Raw genomic sequence first — 20,249 nt, 5'->3', positions numbered from 1 at the left:
CTCTCGCTACAGGGCCGGGTTAAACAAGGAAACTCATGAAACGTGTCAGTCTCACGCAATATCTGGTGGAAGAACAACGCCTGAACAATTCTATCCCTGCCGAATTGCGCTTATTGATCGAAGTCGTTGCGCGTGCCTGCAAGACCATTAGCCATGCCGTCGGCAAGGGTGCTTTGGGGGAAGTCCTGGGAACCGCAAGCACTGAGAATATTCAGGGTGAAGTACAAAAGAAGCTCGACATCCTGTCGAATGAAATCCTGCTCGAAGCGAATGAATGGGGCGGTCATCTGGCTGCGATGGCATCGGAAGAAATGGAAAGCATCCATCCGATCCCGAATCGCTATCCTATGGGCGAATACATGCTGCTGTTCGATCCACTCGATGGTTCCAGCAACATCGATGTGAACGTCTCGATCGGCACGATTTTCTCGGTGCTCAAAGCGCCGGACGGCATGGCGACACCGACTGAAAAAGACTTCATGCAAGCCGGTAACAAACAAGTTGCCGCAGGTTATGCGGTGTACGGCCCGCAAACGGTACTGGTGCTGACCACCGGCAACGGTGTGAATTGCTTCACGTTGGACCGCGAGATGGGCTCCTGGGTACTGACCCAGCGCAATATGCAGATTCCGCCTGATACCAAGGAATATGCGATCAATGCATCGAACGCCCGCCACTGGCAGCCGCCAGTCACGCGTTATGTCAATGAAATGCAGGCAGGCGTTACCGGCCCGCGTGGCAAGGACTTCAATATGCGCTGGATCGCATCGATGGTGGCGGACGTTCATCGTATTTTGAATCGCGGCGGCATCTTCATGTATCCAGCCGATGCGCGTGAACCGGACAAGCCGGGCAAGCTGCGCCTGATGTATGAGGCGAATCCCATGTCCTTCATCGTAGAACAGGCGGGCGGCGCATCGACCGACGGCAGGCAGCGTATGCTGGATATCCAGCCAACAAAATTGCATCAGCGGGTGCCGGTATTCCTCGGCTCCAAAAATGAAGTTGAGCTGGTGACCCGTTATCATCAGGAATAATGGATCTTCAATTCTTCGCTAAAAACCCACGAAAGTCGTGGGTTTTTTTATTGATGCTTGGAAATCCGAGGTTTGCCCATATATCTTACAAGTAAGCGTGCAAGTATGCAGATGGTAGACAGACCAATTTGGATGAAAAACTCTATAGCTGGTGCGCGAGCAGAATGCAAAAGTCCGCTGTCGTTTATACTCTTGCTAACGCGGTTGATCGCCATCCTTACAAAAAATAGTAATAAAGCAAATGTTGAAGTCAGGAAGTGATGTTTTCGTTTTCCTGCAATCCAGACCGGAGTAGCAGCGCCGTAGCGGTATGATGTAGCGGCACAATCAAACTTTACTGAAGTCGATGGTGTTGCGGTCTTAAGAATAATTCGTGAGAAATATATGCCTAGCAATGATGCGCCTGTGAGTCGTCCTGATCAGGCATTAGAGTACGTGACCTCCTGTAATTTGCCGACCACCTGGGCAACTTTTCAGATGCATGCGTTTGTGGAGCCGGATACCGGCAAGGAACATATCGCCTTGACGCTGGGCGATGTTGCCAATGGCGAGCCGGTGCTGGCACGCATTCATTCCGAATGCCTGACCGGCGATGCTTTGTTCAGCCTGCGCTGCGATTGCGGGCCGCAACTCGAAATGGCATTGCAGAAAATTGCGCAAGAAGGTCGCGGCGTCCTGCTGTACCTGCGCCAGGAAGGGCGCGGTATCGGTTTGCTGAACAAGGTTCGCGCTTACCATCTGCAGGATCAGGGAGCGGATACCGTTGAAGCGAATCAGCAACTCGGCTTTGCGGCTGATCTGCGCAATTACAGTTTGTGCGATCCCATGCTGAAACACCTGGGAATTAGTTCGCTCAAACTGATGACGAATAATCCGCGCAAAATCGCGGCGATGGAAGGCCTGAAAATCACGGTGAAAGAGCATATCCCGCTGATCATCCGGCGCAATCCGCACAATGAGCGCTATCTGAGCACCAAGGCGACCAAGCTGGGCCACCTGATCCAGCCTGAATTGTGATTTTCTCGCTGGTCTTGAGTCGACAATAAAAAATCGACAATAAGATTCACAATAAGTCAGGGGGGCTTGAGCTGATCGCAGCTCAAGCCCCCGATGCATTTTGTGTAGCCAGAAAATATCAGGATGGATAAGTGTGGATTTCGTGTCCCGCTTCGACCCAGGCATCTAATCCGCCCAGCAATGGGCGTGCACGCTTGTAGCCGCGCCCCATCAGCAGCTTCGCCATTTGCGCGGCCGAGGCTTCATTCGGGCAATTGCAATACACCACAATATCGCTGTCCGGCTGTACATGCGGTATCAGCGCCTGCCATTCATTGAGTGAAATCATTTTTGCCCCAGGAATGTGGCGGGCATCCAGACTACGCACCGATGGCGAGCGTATATCGACGATCACCGGCGCGTTGCCGGAATCCATCAGGTCGACCAGTTCATTGACGCTGATGCGGGCGATCGCCAGGATTTTTTGAAAGCGCCGGCGCTGCCACCATTTGTAGCCGATGTAGATCATCAATGCGGCACCGATGATGACCAGCGCACCGTTACCCATTGCCATCAATTTCCGGCTGATCAGCTCGATATCAGGATGAAATAACCAGCCAAACCCGATGGCCAGACTCGCCCATAAAAAGATACCGGCCGTATCAAACAACAAGAATGCCGTTCGCGGTAATCGCAATGCGCCGGCCATAGGGGCAACGATCAGGGACAAGCCGGGAATAAACTTTGCGACCAGGAGCGTGGTCAGTCCCCAGCGCTCAAAACGCGTCTCGGTCTGGCGCACGCAGGAATCGGGCGACAAGGACAGGCGGCATAAAAATGTCATCACCCGCAAACCATGGCGCTGTCCGATCAGATACCAGACCGTGTCGCCAATCAGGCTTGCCAGCACTGTCACCGCCAGCAAGGCAGCTAAAGAAACATGGCCATCCGCTGCCAGCGTGCCGGATACGATCAGCGTCGGGACGGTCGGAATCGGCAACCCCAGTTGCATCAGCAAGACATTGCTGAAGACGATGATCAGGCCGTATTGATGGGCGAGTTGTATCAGGGTTTGCATCATGGTCGGAGCTGGCCTTGCCGCTAAAATGGACGTAAGCCGTCATTGTATGACGATCTGGGTTTTGCGATGCGGGGAGGTCTTCGGGGGCTTACTCTATTTTCGAGTCCAGCCGTTTTTCACTGATGCTGGCCTTGGCGCGCTCCAGCATATCGATCGCCGCAGGGCCGCGTTGCAGCGTGACCGCCACTGCCAGCGCATCGATGTAGGTCAGATGCGCGAGGCGCGAGGTCATCGGCGTGTAGATATCGGGATCTTCTTCAACATCCACGCTCAGATGCACATCGGCGAGTTCGGCCAGTGGACCGCCGCTGGCGCATAGCACCAGCACTTTGGCCCCTGCACCTTTGGCGAGTTGCACGCTGCGGATCATGTCGCGGGTGCGACCGGTGCGCGAGAAGGCGACCACCACGCAATCGCTGTTCAGCAGGGATGCCGATTGCGCTTGCAAATGCGCATCGCAAAATACCGTGGTCGGAATCCCGAAACGGAAAAATTTTAACTGCGCATCAATCGCCAATGCGCCCGAATAACCGAGGCCATAGCATTCTATGCGGCGGGCCCGCGACAGCAGATTGACTGCGGCTTCAAAGCTCGCGGTGTTGGCGGAATTGCGCGCTTCCATCAATGCAGCAATGGTGCGGTCAAACACTTTCGGCAGCACATCGCGTACCGAATCGGCTTGATTCACATCGAGGTGCAAAAACGGGATGCCGGTCGCCAGGCTCTTGGCAAATGCCAGTTTGAAGGTTTTAAAGCCGTCAAAACCCATCGACTGCGAAAAGCGCGCAACCGTCGGTTCGCTGACATTGCAAGCCTGCGCCAACACCCGGATCGACATCTCCAGTGCATCATGCGGCTTTTGCAGTAGAAACTCCGCGACCTGCCGCTCGGCACGGCTCAGCGCCGTACTGGCGGTGCGTATGCGCGCCAGCAAACCTTTTTCAGATGGAATCGGCTTGGGATCGAGAAGACGGGATACGGAGTTTGGCATGGAATTTTTATAGGAAGTTATTTTACGGACACCAAAATACATCAACATCACAATGCGCTTCGTTCAGCAGGGCAGCGATTGGCAGATGGCCGGCCGCTGCATTTTCCAGCACGCGCCGCTTTTCCGCGCCGCTGATCACCAGCCAGATACGATCGGTATTCAGCAGGCGCGGTAACGACAGCGACATACGGCTTTGGCGGGTTTGCGGATGCAGGGCTGCCAGGCAGGCCAGATCATCATGCCGCGTCGGCGCATTCGGGAACAGCGAGGCGATATGTCCGTCCGTCCCCATGCCCAATAATACCGCGCTGAATGCCTGCGGAATTTGCTCGGCTAGACGATGGCTGATGGCTTCCGTCGCCACCTCCGGCGTGCGCGCTGCATTTTTCAGCGAGATTAATTTCCATTGCTTGCCATACGATTGCGCCATGCTTTGCTTGAATAGACCTTCATTGCTTTGCGCATCCGCATCATCCACCCAGCGCTCGTCGGTCGCCACCAGTTTCACGTTACTGCTGTCGCGATCCGACAACAATTGATCGAGGCGACGATATATAGGCGCAGGCGTGGAGCCGCCTGCAAGGGCAAAACAGGCTGGAAGCCGCGCCGCTGCTGCGGTATCGATGATGTCCAGCCATTCCGCCGTTAGCGCTTCGCTGAGTTCGGCGAAATTCGCGAAGCTATGCAATACTATGCTGTCAGCCCTCAACATATTCTTCACCCCAGGCAGCACCGTTTTGCGCCAGCAAATAACTCGAAGCCGAAGGCCCCCAGCTACCGGCAATATACGATTTCAAACCTTCGCTATCGTTCTGCCATGCAGTCATGATCGGATCGATCCATGCCCATGCTGCACTGAGTTCATCATCACGCACAAACAAGGTTAGGTCGCCATGCATCGCGTCGAGCAACAGGCGCTCATACGATTCAACCCGACGCGAATTCGAGGCTTCGGCAAAATCCAGATTCAGCGCGACATCGGATAAGCGGATGCCTTCACCCGGCTCTTTGGCCTTCAAGAACAGTTGCACGCTCTCTTCCGGCTGCAAAGAAATCACCAGGCGATTCGAGCGCAAATTGCTTTGCGCGCTGCCAAAAATCGAATACGGAATCGGCTTGAAATTAATCGTGATCTCGGCGCTGCGGCTCGCCATGCGCTTGCCGGTGCGTAGATAAAACGGTACGCCGGCCCAGCGCCAGTTATCGATTTCCGCCTTGATCGCAACGAAGGTTTCGGTACGCGATGCAGGTGGCACGCCGGGTTCGGCCTGATACGAAATCACCGGCTGGCCGTCGACCGCACCGGCGCGATACTGGCCGCGCACGGTTTTTTTGCTGATATCTTCCGGGGTAAATTTACGCAGGGCGCGCAGCACTTTGACTTTTTCATCGCGAATCGCATCGGGATTGGCATTGACCGGCGGCTCCATCGCAACGATGGAGACCAGTTGCAGCAAATGGTTTTGCACCATGTCACGCAAGGCGCCGGTGCGGTCGTAGAAATCGCCGCGTGATTCGACGCCGACTTGCTCCGAGATCGAAATCTGTACATCCTGGATCGATTTGCGATTCCACAAAGGTTCGAGGAAGGCGTTCGCAAAGCGCAATGCCAGCAGGTTTTGCACCATCTCTTTACCGAGATAATGATCAATACGATAAATCTGGTTTTCGCGCAGATAGCTGCGTAGTGAGGCATTGATTTCTTTGGCCGATTGGGCGTCGCGTCCCAAAGGTTTTTCCAGCACGACGCGGGCATTGCCTGCGACCAGGCCGTGTTTGGAGAGTTGCTCTACGATAGGCACGAACAGGTCGGGGCCGGTCGCCAGATAGAACAGCGTCGCATTGGCGTCGCTGGTCTTGATCTGTTTTTTGAGGGCATCAAAATCGCCGGCTTCACGCGCATCGATTTTGGAGTAATGCGTGAGAGTCAGGAAGGCTGCGGTTTTTTCGCTGTGACCGGCGTCTTTGTCAGCACTCTTGGCGCCATACGATTCTATGCTGGCGGCGACGCGGCTGCGGAAGTCTTCGTCGGACAGGGCTTCGCGTGCGGCACCGATAAATTGAAAGTCAGCATCTAAACGTCCGTTCACAAAAGCGCTATACAGGGCAGGGATGATCTTGCGCTTGGCGAGATCGCCGGTGCCGCCAAACAATACAAATGTGGTCATGCTGACTCCAAGGTTGTTCTGGGTTGGAAATATTGAGATAAGCACTCATTGCGCAGCACTTATCAAGCAACTAGTATGAACTTAATATGTTTTTATTTTTCTTGATTATGCCAGAATTCAATCAGAAATGTAGTTTCATTACGATAAACTTGTCTTTTTTATCGACATTTGATGAAATTATTTGATTAAATGAAAGTTTGTTACAGAAATTTGAGTTTTATGCTATCTTTATAGTATCCGAAAAAAGCATGAGGCTAGTCTGCCATGACAACATCCAACTCCGTACTTGCATTACCCGAAATTCATCCTGTCGTTGCCCGCGTGACCCAGCGTATCGCTGAACGCAGCAAGGTCTTGCGCAGCGCCTATCTGGCGCGGGTGCAAAAAATGGCCGGGCGCGGTCCGCGTCGTGCCAGCCTATCCTGTGCGAATCAGGCGCATGCCAATGCGGCGATGGATAGCGGCAGCAAAATCTGGCTGAATCAGGCGCAGAAACCGAACATCGGTATCGTCACTGCCTATAACGACATGCTGTCCGCACATCAGCCCTACGAACCCTATCCGCAGCAAATTCGCCAGACCGCTTTGCGCTTCGGCGGCACCGCGCAGGTGGCCGGTGCGGTGCCGGCAATGTGCGATGGCGTGACGCAAGGTCGTCCTGGCATGGAATTGTCGCTGTTCTCGCGCGATGTGATTGCCCAGGCGACTGCGGTAGCGCTCTCGCATGATGCGTTTGACGCGGCTTTGTGCCTGGGAATTTGCGACAAGATCGTGCCGGGCTTATTGATCGGTGCGCTGGCCTTCGGCCATCTGCCGACGATCTTCATTCCGGCAGGCCCTATGGGTTCCGGTTTGTCGAATAAAGAAAAAGCCGCAGTGCGCGAACGCTATGCGCAAGGTAAAGCGACGAAAGCAGAATTGCTGGCCGCCGAGAGCGCCGCCTATCACAGCGCCGGTACCTGTACCTTCTACGGCACGGCGAATAGCAACCAGATGCTGCTGGAGGCGATGGGCCTGCATTTGCCGGGCGCCGCTTTCGTGCACCCGTCCGATCCGCTGCGCCACGTATTGACCGACGCTGCGGTGGAGCGCGTGTTGCAATTGACTGAGCAAAGCGGCAACTACACGCCGATCGGCGAACTGGTGAATGAAAAAACCATCGTCAATGCCGTGATCTCCTTGCTGGCAACCGGCGGCTCGACCAATCATACGATCCACTGGATCGCAGTGGCGCGTGCCGCAGGCATCCTGATCGACTGGCAGGATTTTGATGAATTGTCTTCAGTGATTCCTCTGCTGACACGCATTTATCCTAACGGTACCGCGGATGTGAATGCGTTCGAAGATGCCGGCGGTCCGACCTTCGTGATCCGCGAATTACTGTCCGGCGGCTTGATGCATGCCGATGTCAAAACGGTCTATGGTAATCAAGGTTTAGCGGGTCATATCCATCGCCCGGTTCTGGTGGAGAGCGCTAACGGCAATCAAGTCCAGTGGCAAGCTTCGCCAGCAGTTTCTACGAATAAAGACGTGGTGCGCAATGTCACCGAACCCTTTGCCGCGACCGGTGGCTTGCGTCTGTTGCAAGGCAATCTGGGGCGTGCCATTGTCAAAGCCTCGGCCGTGCCGGAAGACGCCTGGATAGTGCGTGCGCCAGCGATCGTGTTTGAGTCGCAAGACGCCCTGGTTGGCGCATATAAAGCCGGTGAACTGAATAAGGATTTTGTCGCCGTGGTGATTTTCCAGGGCCCGCAAGCGAACGGTATGCCGGAGTTGCATCACTTCACGCCAGTGCTCGGCAGCCTGATGTCGGCAGGTTATAAGGTCGCCCTGGTTACCGATGGCCGGATGTCCGGTGCCAGCGGCAAAGTGCCGGCAGCCTTGCATGTCAGTCCTGAAGTGGCGCAAGGCGGTCCGCTGGGCAAGGTGCGTGACGGCGACCTGATTGAGGTGAATGTCCATACCGGCGAGTTGCGCGCCCTGGTCGATGAGGCCGAGTGGACGAGCCGTGCCGTACGCCAGCCATCAACCAGCGAAACCTTTGACTATGGCCGTGAATTATTTGCCGCGCAGCGCCGTGTCGTGACTGCGCCTGAGCACGGCGCATCCACTTTGTTTATCGATTAAAGCACCATCTAACTGTATAGCGGGAGCGAGACCATCATGATCCATACCAAGCAAAGCATCATTCAGCAATTAGAACAAATCCGCGTATTGCCGATTCTGGTGACCGACGATGTGGATCAGGCGATTCGCTGCGTCACCACCTTGGCCGAGAACGGTTTGCCGGCAGTCGAGATCACGCTGCGCACGCCGAATGCAATGACGGTGTTGCGCGAAGTGGTCCAGGCTTGCCCCGACGTCACCGTCGGTGCCGGGACGATTTTGACGTATGCGCAATTGGATGCCGTCAAATACGCGGGCGCTGCATTCGGGATCAGTCCGGGCATTACGCCTGCACTGGCGAAAGCGGCGGCGGAATCGGGTTTGCCTTACTTCCCAGGTGTCGGTGGCGCGAGTGATCTGATGCTGGCGCTGGAGCATGGTTTTGATGTCGTCAAACTGTTCCCGTCCGATATCGTCGGCAGCACCAAGATGGCGAAAGCCTTGGGCGGCCCATTTCCTGACGTGCGTTTTTGCCTGACCGGCGGCGTGACGGTGGAAGCAACGCCAGGTTTGCTGCAGCAAAAAAATATCCTGTGCGTCGGCGGTTCCTGGATGTGCCCGGCAGCGCTGATCAATGCGGGTGACTGGCAGGCCATCGGTGTCTTGGCGGCGCAGGCTGCGGCTGCAGGAAAGTAGCCATACTGGTAGGGTATATTGTATTAAATATCTAAAAACACTAATCATCATATGCGGATTAGATGGTTTATATACGATACTCCCTATAAAACGCTTATTGCCTGCTTTGTCTTTTAATTCTTTGCACTCTCCGTCACCCTAAAGCGCTCGATCATGGTTACCTCCGTTTCCCGTACCCCTCTCTGGTGTCTGTTGCAGCAACGTGCCACCAATCTGCCTGGTTTGAAAGAGTTATTCCGCGCCGATCCGCAACGTTTCACGCATTTTTCTGCGTCGGCTTGCGGCATCTTGCTGGATTATTCCAAACAAAGGATTGACACCACGGCCAAGCTGAATTTACTGGCGCTGGCAAGGCAGCAAGAAGTCGAGAGCCGGCGCGATGCGATGTTGCGCGGCGAAGCGATTAACCATACCGAAAACCGTGCGGTATTGCACACCGTATTGCGTTTGCCGAAAGGCGAGTCGTTTTATCTGAATGGCGAAAATATCGCGGCGGATGTGCATCAGGTATTGGCGCAAATGCGCACCTTCAGCGATGCCGTGCGCGAAGGGCGCTGGCTCGGTTATACCGGCAAGGCGATACGTACGATCGTGAATATCGGGATCGGTGGTTCCGACCTCGGCCCGCAAATGGCCTGCATCGCCCTGGCACCGTGGTCGCAAAAAAATCTGTCCCTGCATTTCGTCTCCAATGTCGATGGCCGCCATGTCGCCGATGCGCTGAAAAACGCCGATCCCGAAACTACCCTGTTCGTGGTCGCCTCCAAAACCTTCACCACCATGGAGACGCTGACCAACGCCCGCACCGCAAGGGAATGGATGCTGGCGCATGGCTGTCCGGCAGAGCAAATTCGCCAGCATTTTGTGGCGCTGAGCACCAATGTCAAAGCGGCAGCCGAATTTGGGATTGCCGAAGAAAACGTGTTCCCATTCTGGAACTGGGCAGGCGGCCGTTATTCGATGTGGAGTGCGATTGGCCTGTCGATTGCGCTGTATGTCGGCGCCGATCGTTTTGAGGAAATGCTGGCCGGTGCGCATGAAATGGATCTGCATTTTGCCCAGGCGCCGCTGGAGCAGAATCTGCCGGTATTGATGGCATTGATCGGTATCTGGAATATCAATTTCCTCGGCCTGCAAGCCTTGTCGATTGCGCCGTATCATCAACGCATGACGCGCTTGCCGGCGTATTTGCAGCAGCTCGAAATGGAGAGCAATGGCAAATCGGTGACCAGAGAAGGCCAGCGCGTTGATTACGCGACCTCGCCGATTTTATTCGGTGAAGCCGGCACTAATGGGCAGCATGCCTACTTCCAGTTGCTGCATCAGGGCGCGACGATTATCCCGACCGATTTTATCGTGGTCGCCGACGACGACGCGGGTTTGCCAAGTCATAATAAGGCCTTGCTGGCGAATTGTTTTGCCCAATCCAAGGCGATGGCATGGGGCAAGGATATGCTGGAAGTGCGCGCCGAATTAGGTGAGCTGCCGGAGAAGATGCTGGCACCGCGCGTATTCGAAGGCAATCGCCCGACCTCGACCTTGCTGCTCGATTCGCTGACGCCGCGTTCGCTCGGTGCGCTGATCGCGTTGTACGAGCACAAGGTATTCGTGCAATCCGTAATCTGGGATATCAATGCTTTCGACCAGTGGGGCGTAGAACTGGGTAAATCCCTGGCGCAACAGCTGATCAGTCTGGATCCGTCTGCGGTCAAAGAAGATTACGATAGCTCGACCCGCGGTTTGTTGAATGCGATTGGCAAGCGCGATAAATTGAGCAAGGCCGCTTAATCCATAAGCGATTATAAAACTGGTAAGTTGTCCGTCATGTTATTGCGCTAGTCCGGTCTTTGCACGCTGCCGTAGAGTCATCTTGTGTGCAAAGATGGACGAAATTTTTTCATCACCTGATTTCCTCTCGCCCCGTAAAATTTGCCCGTATGAATGCACATCTCCAACCCAAAATCGATCTGACCGAAGACGACAAAGACCAAAGTCTGCGTGACGATATCCGCCGTCTTGGCCGCATACTCGGCGACACTGTGCGCAATCAGCATGGCGACGAAATTTTTGATCTGATTGAAACGGTGCGGCAAAATTCGATCCGCTTCCGTCGTGATGCCGACGAGGCCGCGCGCGATGCGCTGGAATCGACACTCGATACGCTGACCAACGACCAGACCACGCAAGTGATTCGTGCGTTTAGCTATTTTTCGCATCTGGTCAATCTGGCCGAGGATCAGCATCACATCCGTCGCACTCGCAAGCATCTGATCGCCGGTTCTGCACCGCGCGCGGGCAGTCTGGCGCACACGATTGAGTCCTTATACAACGCAGGCCACAGCACCCGGCAATTGCTCGATTTTTTCCAGACCGCGGAAGTCAGCCCGGTCTTGACTGCGCACCCGACTGAGGTCCAGCGTAAAAGTATTTTGAATTGCCAGATGGTGATCACCCGTTTGCTGGATGAGCGCGATCGTATGCAATTGACCCCGGAAGAATCGGCGGCCAATGAAGAGGCGCTGAACCGCGCGGTACTGACGCTGTGGCAGACCCGCATGCTGCGTACCTCCAAATTATCGGTGCTCGATGAGGTGGAAAATGGCCTGAGTTTTTACGATTACACCTTCCTGCGTGAATTGCCTAGCCTGTACGCCGGACTGGAAGATCTGCTGAGCAGCAAGGACGGAAATAAACAGGCCGTTGATTTGCCTAGCTTCATGAAGCTGGGCAGCTGGATCGGCGGCGACCGCGATGGCAATCCTTTCGTGACTGCCAGCGTGCTGGAAAAAACCCTGGCGATGCAGGCGAACCGCGCCTTCACTTTTTATCTGGGTGAATTGCATACCTTAGGATCGCAATTGTCGATGGCGAATCTGCTGGTGCAGGTATCGCCAGAACTGCTGGCGCTGGCGCAAGGTTCGCCAGATCACTCGCCGCATCGCTCGGATGAACCATATCGCCTGGCGGTTAGCGGTATTTATGCGCGTCTGGCAAAAACCTACAAGCAGTTGCTGGGCGCTGAACCTGCAATCCATGCATCCGGCGATGCCGAAGCGTATGCAAGTGCAGAGCAGTTGGTAGCCGATCTCGATATCGTGCACCAGTCTTTATTCGATAACGGCTCCGCTGCGTTGACGCGCGGTCGCCTGCGTCACTTGCGCCGTGCGGTGCGGGTGTTTGGTTTTTATCTCGCCCCGATCGACTTGCGTCAAAATTCCGATGTACATGAGAGAGTGGTTGCCGAGTTGCTGGAAGCCGCCAATCCCGGTACCGATTATCTGCAGCTCAATGAAGAGCAGCGCATTGTCTTGCTGGCACAGGAGATTGCTTCTTCCCGGCCATTGGCATCGCCGTATCTCAACTATTCGGAAGAAACCCAATCCGAACTGGCGATCTACCGCGGCGCCCGCACGGCGCAACTGCGCTATGGCAAAGGCGCAGTACCTAACTGCATCATCTCCAAAACGGATGGCGTCTCCGATATGCTGGAACTGGCTGTGCTATTGAAGGAAGCCGGCTTATTGCATCCGCTGGAAGGCAGGCTGGATGTCAATATCATTCCTTTGTTTGAAACCATCGGCGACTTGCAAAACAGTGCGCCGGTGATGGATCGCTTGCTGGCTCTGCCAGCGTATGCCCGTCTGTTGAGCAGTCGTGGCAACGCGCAGGAAGTCATGCTCGGTTATTCCGACAGTAACAAGGACGGCGGTTTCCTGACCTCGGGTTGGGAGCTGTATAAAGCCGAGCTGGACCTGGTCACCATCTTCGCCAAGCATCAGGTGCGTTTGCGCTTATTCCACGGTCGCGGCGGTTCAGTCGGGCGCGGCGGCGGCCCTAGCTATCAGGCGATCCTGGCACAACCGGCCGGCGCGGTACAAGGGCAGATTCGCCTGACCGAGCAGGGCGAAGTGATTACCGCGAAGTACGGCAATCCAGAAGTTGGCCGGCGCAATCTCGAAGTGCTGGCAGCGGCAACCCTGGAAGCCAGTTTGTTATCGCATACCGAACCGGAGCCGCCAGCGGAATTTTTAAAAGTCATGGAAGAGTTGTCGGATCATGCCTTCCGCGCTTACCGGAATATGGTGTACGAGACCGAGGGCTTCGAGCAGTATTTCTGGGAATCGACCGTGATCTCCGAGATAGCCGGTCTGAACATCGGTAGCCGTCCGGCATCGCGTAAAAAGTCGACCGCGATTGAAGACTTGCGCGCTATTCCCTGGGTATTTAGCTGGTCGCAATGCCGCCTGATGTTGCCGGGCTGGTTTGGTTTTGGTTCGGCAGTGCAGAGCTATCTGAAGGCGCATCCGGATCATGGTTTGCAGACCTTACAAGCGATGTTTAAGAGCTGGTCGTTCTTCTCCACCGTGTTGTCGAATATGGAGATGGTGCTGGCCAAGAGCGATATCGGTATCGCCAGTCGTTACGCGCAGTTGGTCAAGGATGAAGCCTTGCGCAACCGGATTTTTCCGAGATTGAAGGCCGAGCACGAGGCCGCGATTGCAGCTTTGACGGCGATCTCAGGCCAGTCCGAATTGTTGTCCGCGAATCCTTTGCTGAAACGCTCTATCAGTAATCGTTTTCCTTACTTGTCGCCTTTGAATCACGTGCAGGTTGAGTTGCTGGAACGCTATCGTAATGGTGATCCGGACGAACGCGTGCGTCGCGGTATCCACTTGTCGATCAATGGCATTGCGGCGGGTCTGCGCAATAGCGGTTAACTCAAGTCCATGTCGGCGCAAATTGAATGGCTGGCGGCCTGAACAATAATTCAATGTAGAATCTGCTGCGCTTGGCAAAAGCGCATCGAAAACGAGATACATTGATTTAGGAATGCGGATGTCCCACCATTTACTTGGCATAGTCGGCTGGTCCGGCAGCGGCAAAACGACTTTACTTGAATACCTGATCGCTGAACTGAGCGGCAGTGGCTTGACGGTGAATGTGGTGAAGCATAGTCATCACGACATCATTTTAGAGCCTTCCCATAAAGACAGTGCTCGTTTTCGCCGGGCCGGTGCAAACGAAGTGTTGCTGGCTTCTCCATTTCGTTATGCGATTACCAGTGAATTGCGCGAACAGGAAGAGCCGGGCCTGCTGGCCCTGTTGCCCAGGCTTGCCCCGGCGGATTTGACTCTGATAGAGGGATACAAGTGGGAGGCGATTTCGAAAATCGAGATCAGGCGACCCAGTCTGGGCAAACCGGCTTTATATCCGCACGATCAATATATTGTTGCAGTCGCTTCTGATGCCGCCAGGCCCGATGATCTGCGAACGGATCTGGCCTGGCTGGATTTGAATCGGCCAGAACAGGTGCTTGCCTGGATTCAATCGTCTTTAGCAAAAAATTTATTCTTGTTCGACCCTAAAGTCGAACCGACTTCATGCCGATAATAAGATACGTAGTTATGGGAGATTGTCATGGATATTACAGGAATTGCCAGCGTATCAACAACTTTGGCAGATGTGGGCGTTAGCCAGGAAGTCAGTGTTGCCGTTCTGAAAAAAGCATTGGATGTCAGCGCAGAGAGCGCGACCGCATTGATCGAAGCGATTCCAGATAATAAGGCGATATCGAATTTACCGCCAAATCTCGGAAGAAATATCAATACGACCGCCTAGATACTCACTCTCGTTGCAAAAAAAGCACAGCCTCAGACGCTGTGCTTTTTTTTTTGCACTGCGTTTTAAAAGCCGACTTGTACGGATTTCCTCAACTCTCTCAAGCGGAAAAATCCCGGATCAGTGATAATTTCGCCGGTATTCTTATTGAGTTAAAGGAGCCGTAATGAGCGATGCCAACTGGGGATGGTCAGATCGATTGAAATTGCAGTACGCGCCCATGGATGAGACGCATCAGGAGTTCGTGATCCTATGCGCCGCGCTGTCTGAAGATAATCCGGCTACTTTTATCGCCAGGCTGGACGCCTTGATAGCACATTCTGTAGAGCATTTTGAGCAAGAGAATCAATGGATGAACAGTCATTCTTTTCCACCGGCCGGTTGTCATATGACGGAACATGATGCGGTCTTGCAGGTGATGCGTGAAGTGCGCCGCAGGATCGTCGAAGCGGGGGAGCTGGATCTGGCACCACGCTTGGCGGAAGAACTGCCACTATGGTTCGAGCATCATGTCGATACCATGGACAATATGCTGGCGCGCTTTATGACCAGTGAAGCCGCGAGTCTGGCGACTCAGCCTGCGTAACTCGACTTACAGGGGATTGCTTATTCAATCGGGGCATTTATACACATTGACTACGCATGGATTACGCAGTGACTTTGATGCGTACATCGCCTAAAACGACGGTTTGACCAGCGCGGATTTTGGCGGTTTTACGCAATTCTTGTTTGCCGTCCACTTTGACAGAGCCGCTGGCGACGATGACTTTGCCGGCGCCGCCGCTGTCACACAGGCCAACGAGTTTTAATAACTGGTTGAGTTCAACAAATTCACCTTCAAGGCTAAAGCTAAGGTCTTGCATATGGTTCCTGATTTGTTAATGTAAATTACGATAGTCGCGACCGCCATTGCTATTTGCTTCAGATACTACCGAATTGTTTCTCCGGCAATGATGTGCCCGTCTTGTAAGGGCTGGCAGGATACACCAGATCGCTTTGTTTATCTGGAGCTGTCATTATGGTTTTTGTGTTTCTTTGCAAGGTAGCATAGTCAGGTATTGCCTATTATATTGAATCCGATCAGCCGGGCGTAGCGTAACTATCTCTGCAGGGTATCGCTACTATGCATAGAAAAAGCAGGGCAGGACATTTTTGAAAAAATTGTGTAAGGTATCCTGGCTTTGCCCGACTATTGATCGTAAGTGATTTTTATTAAACTTTTTTACGAGTCTTTCTTTAAATTTATCAGGAGATAAACATGAATAACAAGGCATTGATTGCAGTTGCATTGGCAAGTTTGGTCGGTTCCACGGTCGCATTGGCAGCAGAGCCGGCAAAAACAGAAAAATGTTTTGGCATCGCCAAAGCCGGTCAAAACGATTGCGCAACCAAGACAGGCTCTCATTCTTGCGCAGGTCAAGGCAAGAAGGACATGGATGCCAATGAATGGAAAAAAGTCCCCGCCGGTACTTGCGAAAAAATGGGCGGCAAGCTGGATAAAGCTTAATTGGCCAAGAGATTAATTGAGCGCTACTTTTGACTCAATGCATCAAACCGGTCCTGGGCTTGGCGTCGGGATCGGTTTGCGCAGCCAGCATTACCGCGATTTTCTGAATGCATCGATTGAGATAGATTGGCTGGAGGTTCATTCAGAAAATTATTTTGGCGATGGTGGTTACGATCTGCATGTGTTGCAGACACTACGCCAGGATTATCCCATCAGCTTGCATGGTGTGGGTCTGGGCTTGGGTTCAGCGCAAGGCTTTAACGAAAGCCATTTGCATAAACTGAAAAATCTGGTGCAGCGAATACAGCCTGCTCTGGTGTCAGAACATCTGTGCTGGGGCGCTATTGCAGGGCGTCACCTGAACGATTTGTTGCCGCTGCCGTTAAGACAAGATGCCTTGAGCTTGATGTGTCAACGTGTCGATCAGTTACAGACCGTGTTGCAACGATCCGTCTTAATTGAAAACGTATCAACCTACCTGCGGTTTGCCGAAGATGAAATGTCTGAGGCAGCGTTCCTGGTTGAGCTTGCGCGTCGCACAGGTTGCGGCATTTTACTGGATGTCAATAATCTCTTTGTCAATCAGCATAATCATGGCGAGAGCGCCGAAGCCGCATTGGCGGAATTTGCGCATCTTCCGGCTGGTGTGATACGCGAAATTCATCTGGCTGGACATCTGCAGAGCGACGATTGCCTGATCGATCATCACGGCTGCACAGTTGCTCCCCAGGTCTGGGCGTTGTATGAAAAGACCTGTGCCTTGTTCGGCGCCGATATTCCGGTGTTGCTTGAATGGGATACGGATATTCCCGCCTTGCCGGTGCTGCTGGCCGAGGCGCTTAAAGCGGCGCAATACCGGACTGCTGGCAAGGTGCCTGTATGACCGGCAGTCACCTCTCTTCGCTCAATATAGATACGCTGGCCGAACTGCAATTACGCTTTTCCGAGCAGCTATTAGCTCCGGCAGTTGACGCCGCCGAATTAACCATGTTTAGCGCCAAATCTCAGCAGGCGAAAGCGCGATTCGCGACTTATCGCGGCAACCTGACTGCAATCTGGAACCAGGCTCTCAAAAACGCCTACCCGGTTCTGTATCAATTGGTCGGTGCGGAATTCTTCCAGCAGATGGCTAGAGAATACGGCCGACGCTACCCTTCGCCGTCGGGAGACCTGAACGAGTTCGGATTTTTTCTGGCGACTTTTTTGGAGGAGGAAGAATTCGGCGTTTGCACCGATTATCCTTATTTCTCTGAGGTGGCGAGGCTGGAGTGGCAGGTTCATCAGACATACTATGCAGAGAACAAACCGGCACTGACTTTGCCTGAACTCATCGGCCAGTCCGGGATGCAGTTTTCTGAAGCCCATTTACACTTAAATCCTGCCTGCAAATTAATCGTCTCCGACTGGGCGAGCGCCGAAATCTGGCTTGCGCATCAGCATCTCGGTGAGGTGCATTTCCCTGCCGAGATTCACCGTAAAAATCACATGCTGATTCACCGGCAGCATTGGATGCCCGCTGTCCGCATCATCGATACGGCTTGCTACCTGGCCCTGGATGCTTTATCTAAAGGGGCGAATGTAGGGCAAGCCCTGGAGCTTGCTGTTGAATGCGATGCTGAATTTCAGATTACCGAACAGCTCCAGCAATGGTTTCAATGGGAATTATTTTGCGCTACCGAAATGAGCCAACATACAATGTAAGAAACGCCTACCCACTTCGACTCATACCTAGTTAGGACTTACGCAAAAACCAAAACCTCTCACTACCGAGACACGGAGACACAGAGGAAGAACAAGAGTAAGCAACTTCATGGAATGCCGATATGAAACGAACCCGCAAGCTGGATGCGCCTGTCGGCACGAAATGGCCCGGAAAGCCGCATCCAGCCTGCGGGTTCAATGCAGATCGCGGCAAGCAGTGTTCTGTTTTGCGTAAATCCTACACATCACAATAACGGAGAAGAATATGAATCAATTTTTACGCTTACATCAACTGACGACTCGATTTGATGGAGCGCTGCAAGAGTGGGGCGGTGCTTTGCTTAATCTGGGGCTGCGTATTTTTGTAGGCTGGCAATTTTTTAAAGCGGGTTTAATAAAAATCCGCGACTGGGAAGGAACGCTCTCATTGTTCCGCGAGGAATACACCGTCCCATTACTCCCACCTGAACTGGCTGCCGTAATGGGGGCCGGCGGAGAATTATTTTTTCCATTGCTGCTGATCACAGGATTATTCTCACGACCCGCGGCCCTCGGTCTTTTCGCGGTGAATGCGATGGCCGTGATTTCGTATCCGCAACTCTGGAAATTTGAATGTCCAGCGGCGATCAACGACCATTTGTATTGGGGATTGTTGCTCCTGGTTTTGCTGGTGTTTGGCGCGGGAAAAATTTCGCTGGATAACTGGATCAAAGCAACTGCCAGATCGTAATTCGGTCATGACCGGCAACTGGTGGCCAGCTTGGGCATCAGTTGTGATGAATCGATATTTCCTTGCGCAAATCGGTTTTTGCATTCCTCTCGAGTTTTTACCTCGATATCGTTACGATTCCCCGGATGAATAAAATCGCTGGGCTATTTACTCATCCGTTTTATTCAAATTCTCCGTTTTCCCCCAAACTATAGATTATATTGTGGATATATATCGGGGGCCTGCTGCATGCTTGCTTCTGCGGAGATTGAAAATCTGAAGCCCAGACCATGAGGATTTGTCGAACTTATTTCGATCAACCCGGTCTGAGCATTGCGAGTTGCCATTATAAAAATAACGACCGGTGCATTACAGCAAGAGTAATTACTCCACTCATAAAAAATCCTACCAGATCAGATCATGAAAATAGACACTCCCATTTTGTCTTCAATGTCACAACGACGTTGGCGTTTGCCTGTGCTGGGCCTGCTCGTCGCCCTGGCTGCCGGTGGCGGCTGGATGATGTATGCCAAGGCAACCACCGGGCAGGCCAAAGCGGACGAAAAGGCGAATGCTAAAAAAGAGCCGGTATATGAATTGGCGGCTGTCGATGTCATTAAAGTGGCGGCCCGCGAATTAAGCCTGAATTTGCCGATCTCCGGTTCCCTGATGCCGGTAAGTCAGACGACAGTACGCGCAAAGGTGGCTGCGGAAGTGCATGAAACCCTGGTGCAGGAGGGGATGCCGGTCAGAAAGGGGCAAGTCATTGCGCGCTTTGACAGCGCTGATTTGCGAGCGCGTTTGAATATTCAGGATGCGGCAGTCGATGAGGCGCAGGCGCGTCTGGCATTGGCGCAAAAAAACCGGCATTCAAATGAAGCATTGCTGAAGCAGAACTATATTTCGCAAAATGCGTTCGATACTACGCAAAATAGCCTGGATCTGGCACAGGCAAGTCTGAAGTCGGCGACTTCGCAGCGTGAGGTCGCGCAACTTGCGCTTGCCGATACCCTGGTTAAATCGCCAGTTGACGGCATCATCAGCAAGCGCAGCGTACAAGCGGGCGACAAGGTATCGCCGGACAGTCCTTTGTTCAGTATCGTCAATCTCGCGCAGCTGGTATTGGAGGCGCAAGTTCCTTCCAGCGAAATTCCCCGCGTCAAAATCGGTCAAAACGTAAAATTTTCTGTCGATGGTTTCGGCACACGCTCATTTGCCGGCAAAGTCGCGCGCATTAATCCTGCCGCCGAGGCAGGATCCCGCTCGATGCTGGTGTATGTCGCGGTAGAGAACGTAGATGGTGCGTTGAAAGGCGGCATGTTCGCTAAAGGCGCTCTGACGCTGGAAAAAAACAGTGCTTTACCCGTCATGCCGGTAGCGGCGATACGTCAGCATAATGGCAGCGATGTCGTCTACCTGATAGTTAACAATCAGATTCAGCAGCAAGCAGTCAAACTGGGTTTGCGCAATGAAGATGAGGGCGTGGTGCAGGTGCTTCAGGGACTGGAACCTGGCATGCAGCTTATTTCTACCAAGCTGGGCAATATTAAGCCGGGCAGCAAGGTGAGCATGCCAAAAGCGGCAGTGGCCTCCGTGCCCGCGGCTGACCCGACGTCAGATAAAATCAAAGGTTAAGCC

General features: G+C 53.5%; 19 protein-coding genes. 14 read left to right on the top strand and 5 right to left on the bottom strand.

Annotated features, from left to right (window positions below; all coding sequences use genetic code 11):
- Positions 1–35: 35 nt before the first annotated feature.
- Positions 36–1,037, top strand: a complete 1,002-nt coding sequence (locus tag LPB67_RS18495) for a class 1 fructose-bisphosphatase (RefSeq protein WP_262838791.1) — start codon at positions 36–38, stop codon at positions 1,035–1,037.
- A 384-nt stretch (positions 1,038–1,421) separates the two neighbouring features.
- Complete coding sequence (ribA, locus tag LPB67_RS18490) at positions 1,422–2,054, top strand: GTP cyclohydrolase II (RefSeq protein WP_262838790.1); 633 nt, start codon at positions 1,422–1,424, stop codon at positions 2,052–2,054.
- A gap of 118 nt (positions 2,055–2,172) precedes the next feature.
- On the opposite strand, the gene LPB67_RS18485 is transcribed toward ribA, so the two are convergent.
- The 4 genes from LPB67_RS18485 to zwf form a co-directional block, all read right to left on the bottom strand.
- Positions 2,173–3,111, bottom strand: coding sequence for a DedA family protein/thiosulfate sulfurtransferase GlpE (locus tag LPB67_RS18485; protein WP_262838789.1), 939 nt, complete (start codon positions 3,109–3,111; stop codon positions 2,173–2,175).
- A gap of 91 nt (positions 3,112–3,202) precedes the next feature.
- Positions 3,203–4,105 (bottom strand): SIS domain-containing protein, encoded by a 903-nt coding sequence (locus tag LPB67_RS18480; RefSeq protein WP_262838788.1) that lies wholly within the window; start codon positions 4,103–4,105, stop codon positions 3,203–3,205.
- 22 nt (positions 4,106–4,127) lie between these two features.
- Positions 4,128–4,817, bottom strand: a complete 690-nt coding sequence (gene pgl, locus LPB67_RS18475) for a 6-phosphogluconolactonase (protein WP_262838787.1) — start codon at positions 4,815–4,817, stop codon at positions 4,128–4,130.
- A complete protein-coding gene (gene zwf / locus LPB67_RS18470) occupies positions 4,804–6,273 on the bottom strand; it encodes a glucose-6-phosphate dehydrogenase (RefSeq protein ID WP_262838786.1) in 1,470 nt (489 codons plus the stop codon). Before zwf ends, pgl begins: the two co-directional genes overlap by 14 nt.
- A gap of 264 nt (positions 6,274–6,537) precedes the next feature.
- Here zwf and edd point away from each other — a divergent pair, with 264 nt between their 5' ends.
- From edd to LPB67_RS18435, 7 genes are all read left to right on the top strand, one after another.
- Entirely contained in the window at positions 6,538–8,400 is a 1,863-nt protein-coding gene (gene edd / locus LPB67_RS18465; protein ID WP_262838785.1) for a phosphogluconate dehydratase, read from the top strand.
- A 36-nt stretch (positions 8,401–8,436) separates the two neighbouring features.
- Positions 8,437–9,075, top strand: coding sequence for a bifunctional 4-hydroxy-2-oxoglutarate aldolase/2-dehydro-3-deoxy-phosphogluconate aldolase (gene eda / locus LPB67_RS18460; protein WP_262838784.1), 639 nt, complete (start codon positions 8,437–8,439; stop codon positions 9,073–9,075).
- A gap of 153 nt (positions 9,076–9,228) precedes the next feature.
- A complete protein-coding gene (pgi, locus tag LPB67_RS18455; protein WP_262838783.1) occupies positions 9,229–10,863 on the top strand; it encodes a glucose-6-phosphate isomerase in 1,635 nt (544 codons plus the stop codon).
- Between the two features lie 149 nt (positions 10,864–11,012).
- Positions 11,013–13,793: a phosphoenolpyruvate carboxylase gene (ppc, locus tag LPB67_RS18450; protein WP_262838782.1), complete on the top strand. Its 2,781-nt coding sequence runs from the start codon at positions 11,013–11,015 to the stop codon at positions 13,791–13,793.
- Between the two features lie 118 nt (positions 13,794–13,911).
- Positions 13,912–14,466: a molybdopterin-guanine dinucleotide biosynthesis protein B gene (gene mobB, locus LPB67_RS18445; RefSeq protein ID WP_262838781.1), complete on the top strand. Its 555-nt coding sequence runs from the start codon at positions 13,912–13,914 to the stop codon at positions 14,464–14,466.
- A gap of 27 nt (positions 14,467–14,493) precedes the next feature.
- Positions 14,494–14,694: a YjfB family protein gene (locus LPB67_RS18440; RefSeq protein WP_262838780.1), complete on the top strand. Its 201-nt coding sequence runs from the start codon at positions 14,494–14,496 to the stop codon at positions 14,692–14,694.
- A gap of 166 nt (positions 14,695–14,860) precedes the next feature.
- Positions 14,861–15,280 (top strand): hemerythrin domain-containing protein, encoded by a 420-nt coding sequence (locus LPB67_RS18435; protein ID WP_262838779.1) that lies wholly within the window; start codon positions 14,861–14,863, stop codon positions 15,278–15,280.
- A 61-nt stretch (positions 15,281–15,341) separates the two neighbouring features.
- On the opposite strand, the gene LPB67_RS18430 is transcribed toward LPB67_RS18435, so the two are convergent.
- Positions 15,342–15,557 carry an RNA-binding S4 domain-containing protein gene (locus LPB67_RS18430; protein WP_262838778.1) on the bottom strand — a complete coding sequence of 72 codons (216 nt, stop codon included), beginning with the start codon at positions 15,555–15,557 and terminating at the stop codon, positions 15,342–15,344.
- A 395-nt stretch (positions 15,558–15,952) separates the two neighbouring features.
- Here LPB67_RS18430 and LPB67_RS18425 point away from each other — a divergent pair, with 395 nt between their 5' ends.
- The 5 genes from LPB67_RS18425 to LPB67_RS18405 all read left to right on the top strand — a co-directional run bounded on the left by LPB67_RS18425 (position 15,953) and on the right by LPB67_RS18405 (position 20,246).
- On the top strand, positions 15,953–16,201 hold the full coding sequence (locus LPB67_RS18425) for a DUF2282 domain-containing protein (RefSeq protein ID WP_262838777.1): 249 nt from the start codon (positions 15,953–15,955) through the stop codon (positions 16,199–16,201).
- 16 nt (positions 16,202–16,217) lie between these two features.
- Positions 16,218–17,084 (top strand): DUF692 domain-containing protein, encoded by an 867-nt coding sequence (locus LPB67_RS18420; RefSeq protein WP_262838776.1) that lies wholly within the window; start codon positions 16,218–16,220, stop codon positions 17,082–17,084.
- Positions 17,081–17,902, top strand: a complete 822-nt coding sequence (locus LPB67_RS18415) for a DNA-binding domain-containing protein (RefSeq protein ID WP_262838775.1) — start codon at positions 17,081–17,083, stop codon at positions 17,900–17,902. Before LPB67_RS18420 ends, LPB67_RS18415 begins: the two co-directional genes overlap by 4 nt.
- Positions 17,903–18,167: 265 nt before the next feature.
- On the top strand, positions 18,168–18,632 hold the full coding sequence (locus LPB67_RS18410; protein ID WP_262838774.1) for a DoxX family protein: 465 nt from the start codon (positions 18,168–18,170) through the stop codon (positions 18,630–18,632).
- Positions 18,633–19,031: 399 nt separating this feature from the next.
- Entirely contained in the window at positions 19,032–20,246 is a 1,215-nt protein-coding gene (locus tag LPB67_RS18405) for an efflux RND transporter periplasmic adaptor subunit (protein WP_262838773.1), read from the top strand.
- Positions 20,247–20,249: the final 3 nt, after the last annotated feature.

It is taken from the genome of Undibacterium sp. Jales W-56 (assembly GCF_025548535.1).
In the GTDB taxonomy this organism is placed as follows: domain Bacteria; phylum Pseudomonadota; class Gammaproteobacteria; order Burkholderiales; family Burkholderiaceae_D; genus Undibacterium.
The sequence above is the reverse complement of the archived record's forward strand: the minus strand, read 5'-3'. Positions and strand labels throughout refer to the sequence as shown.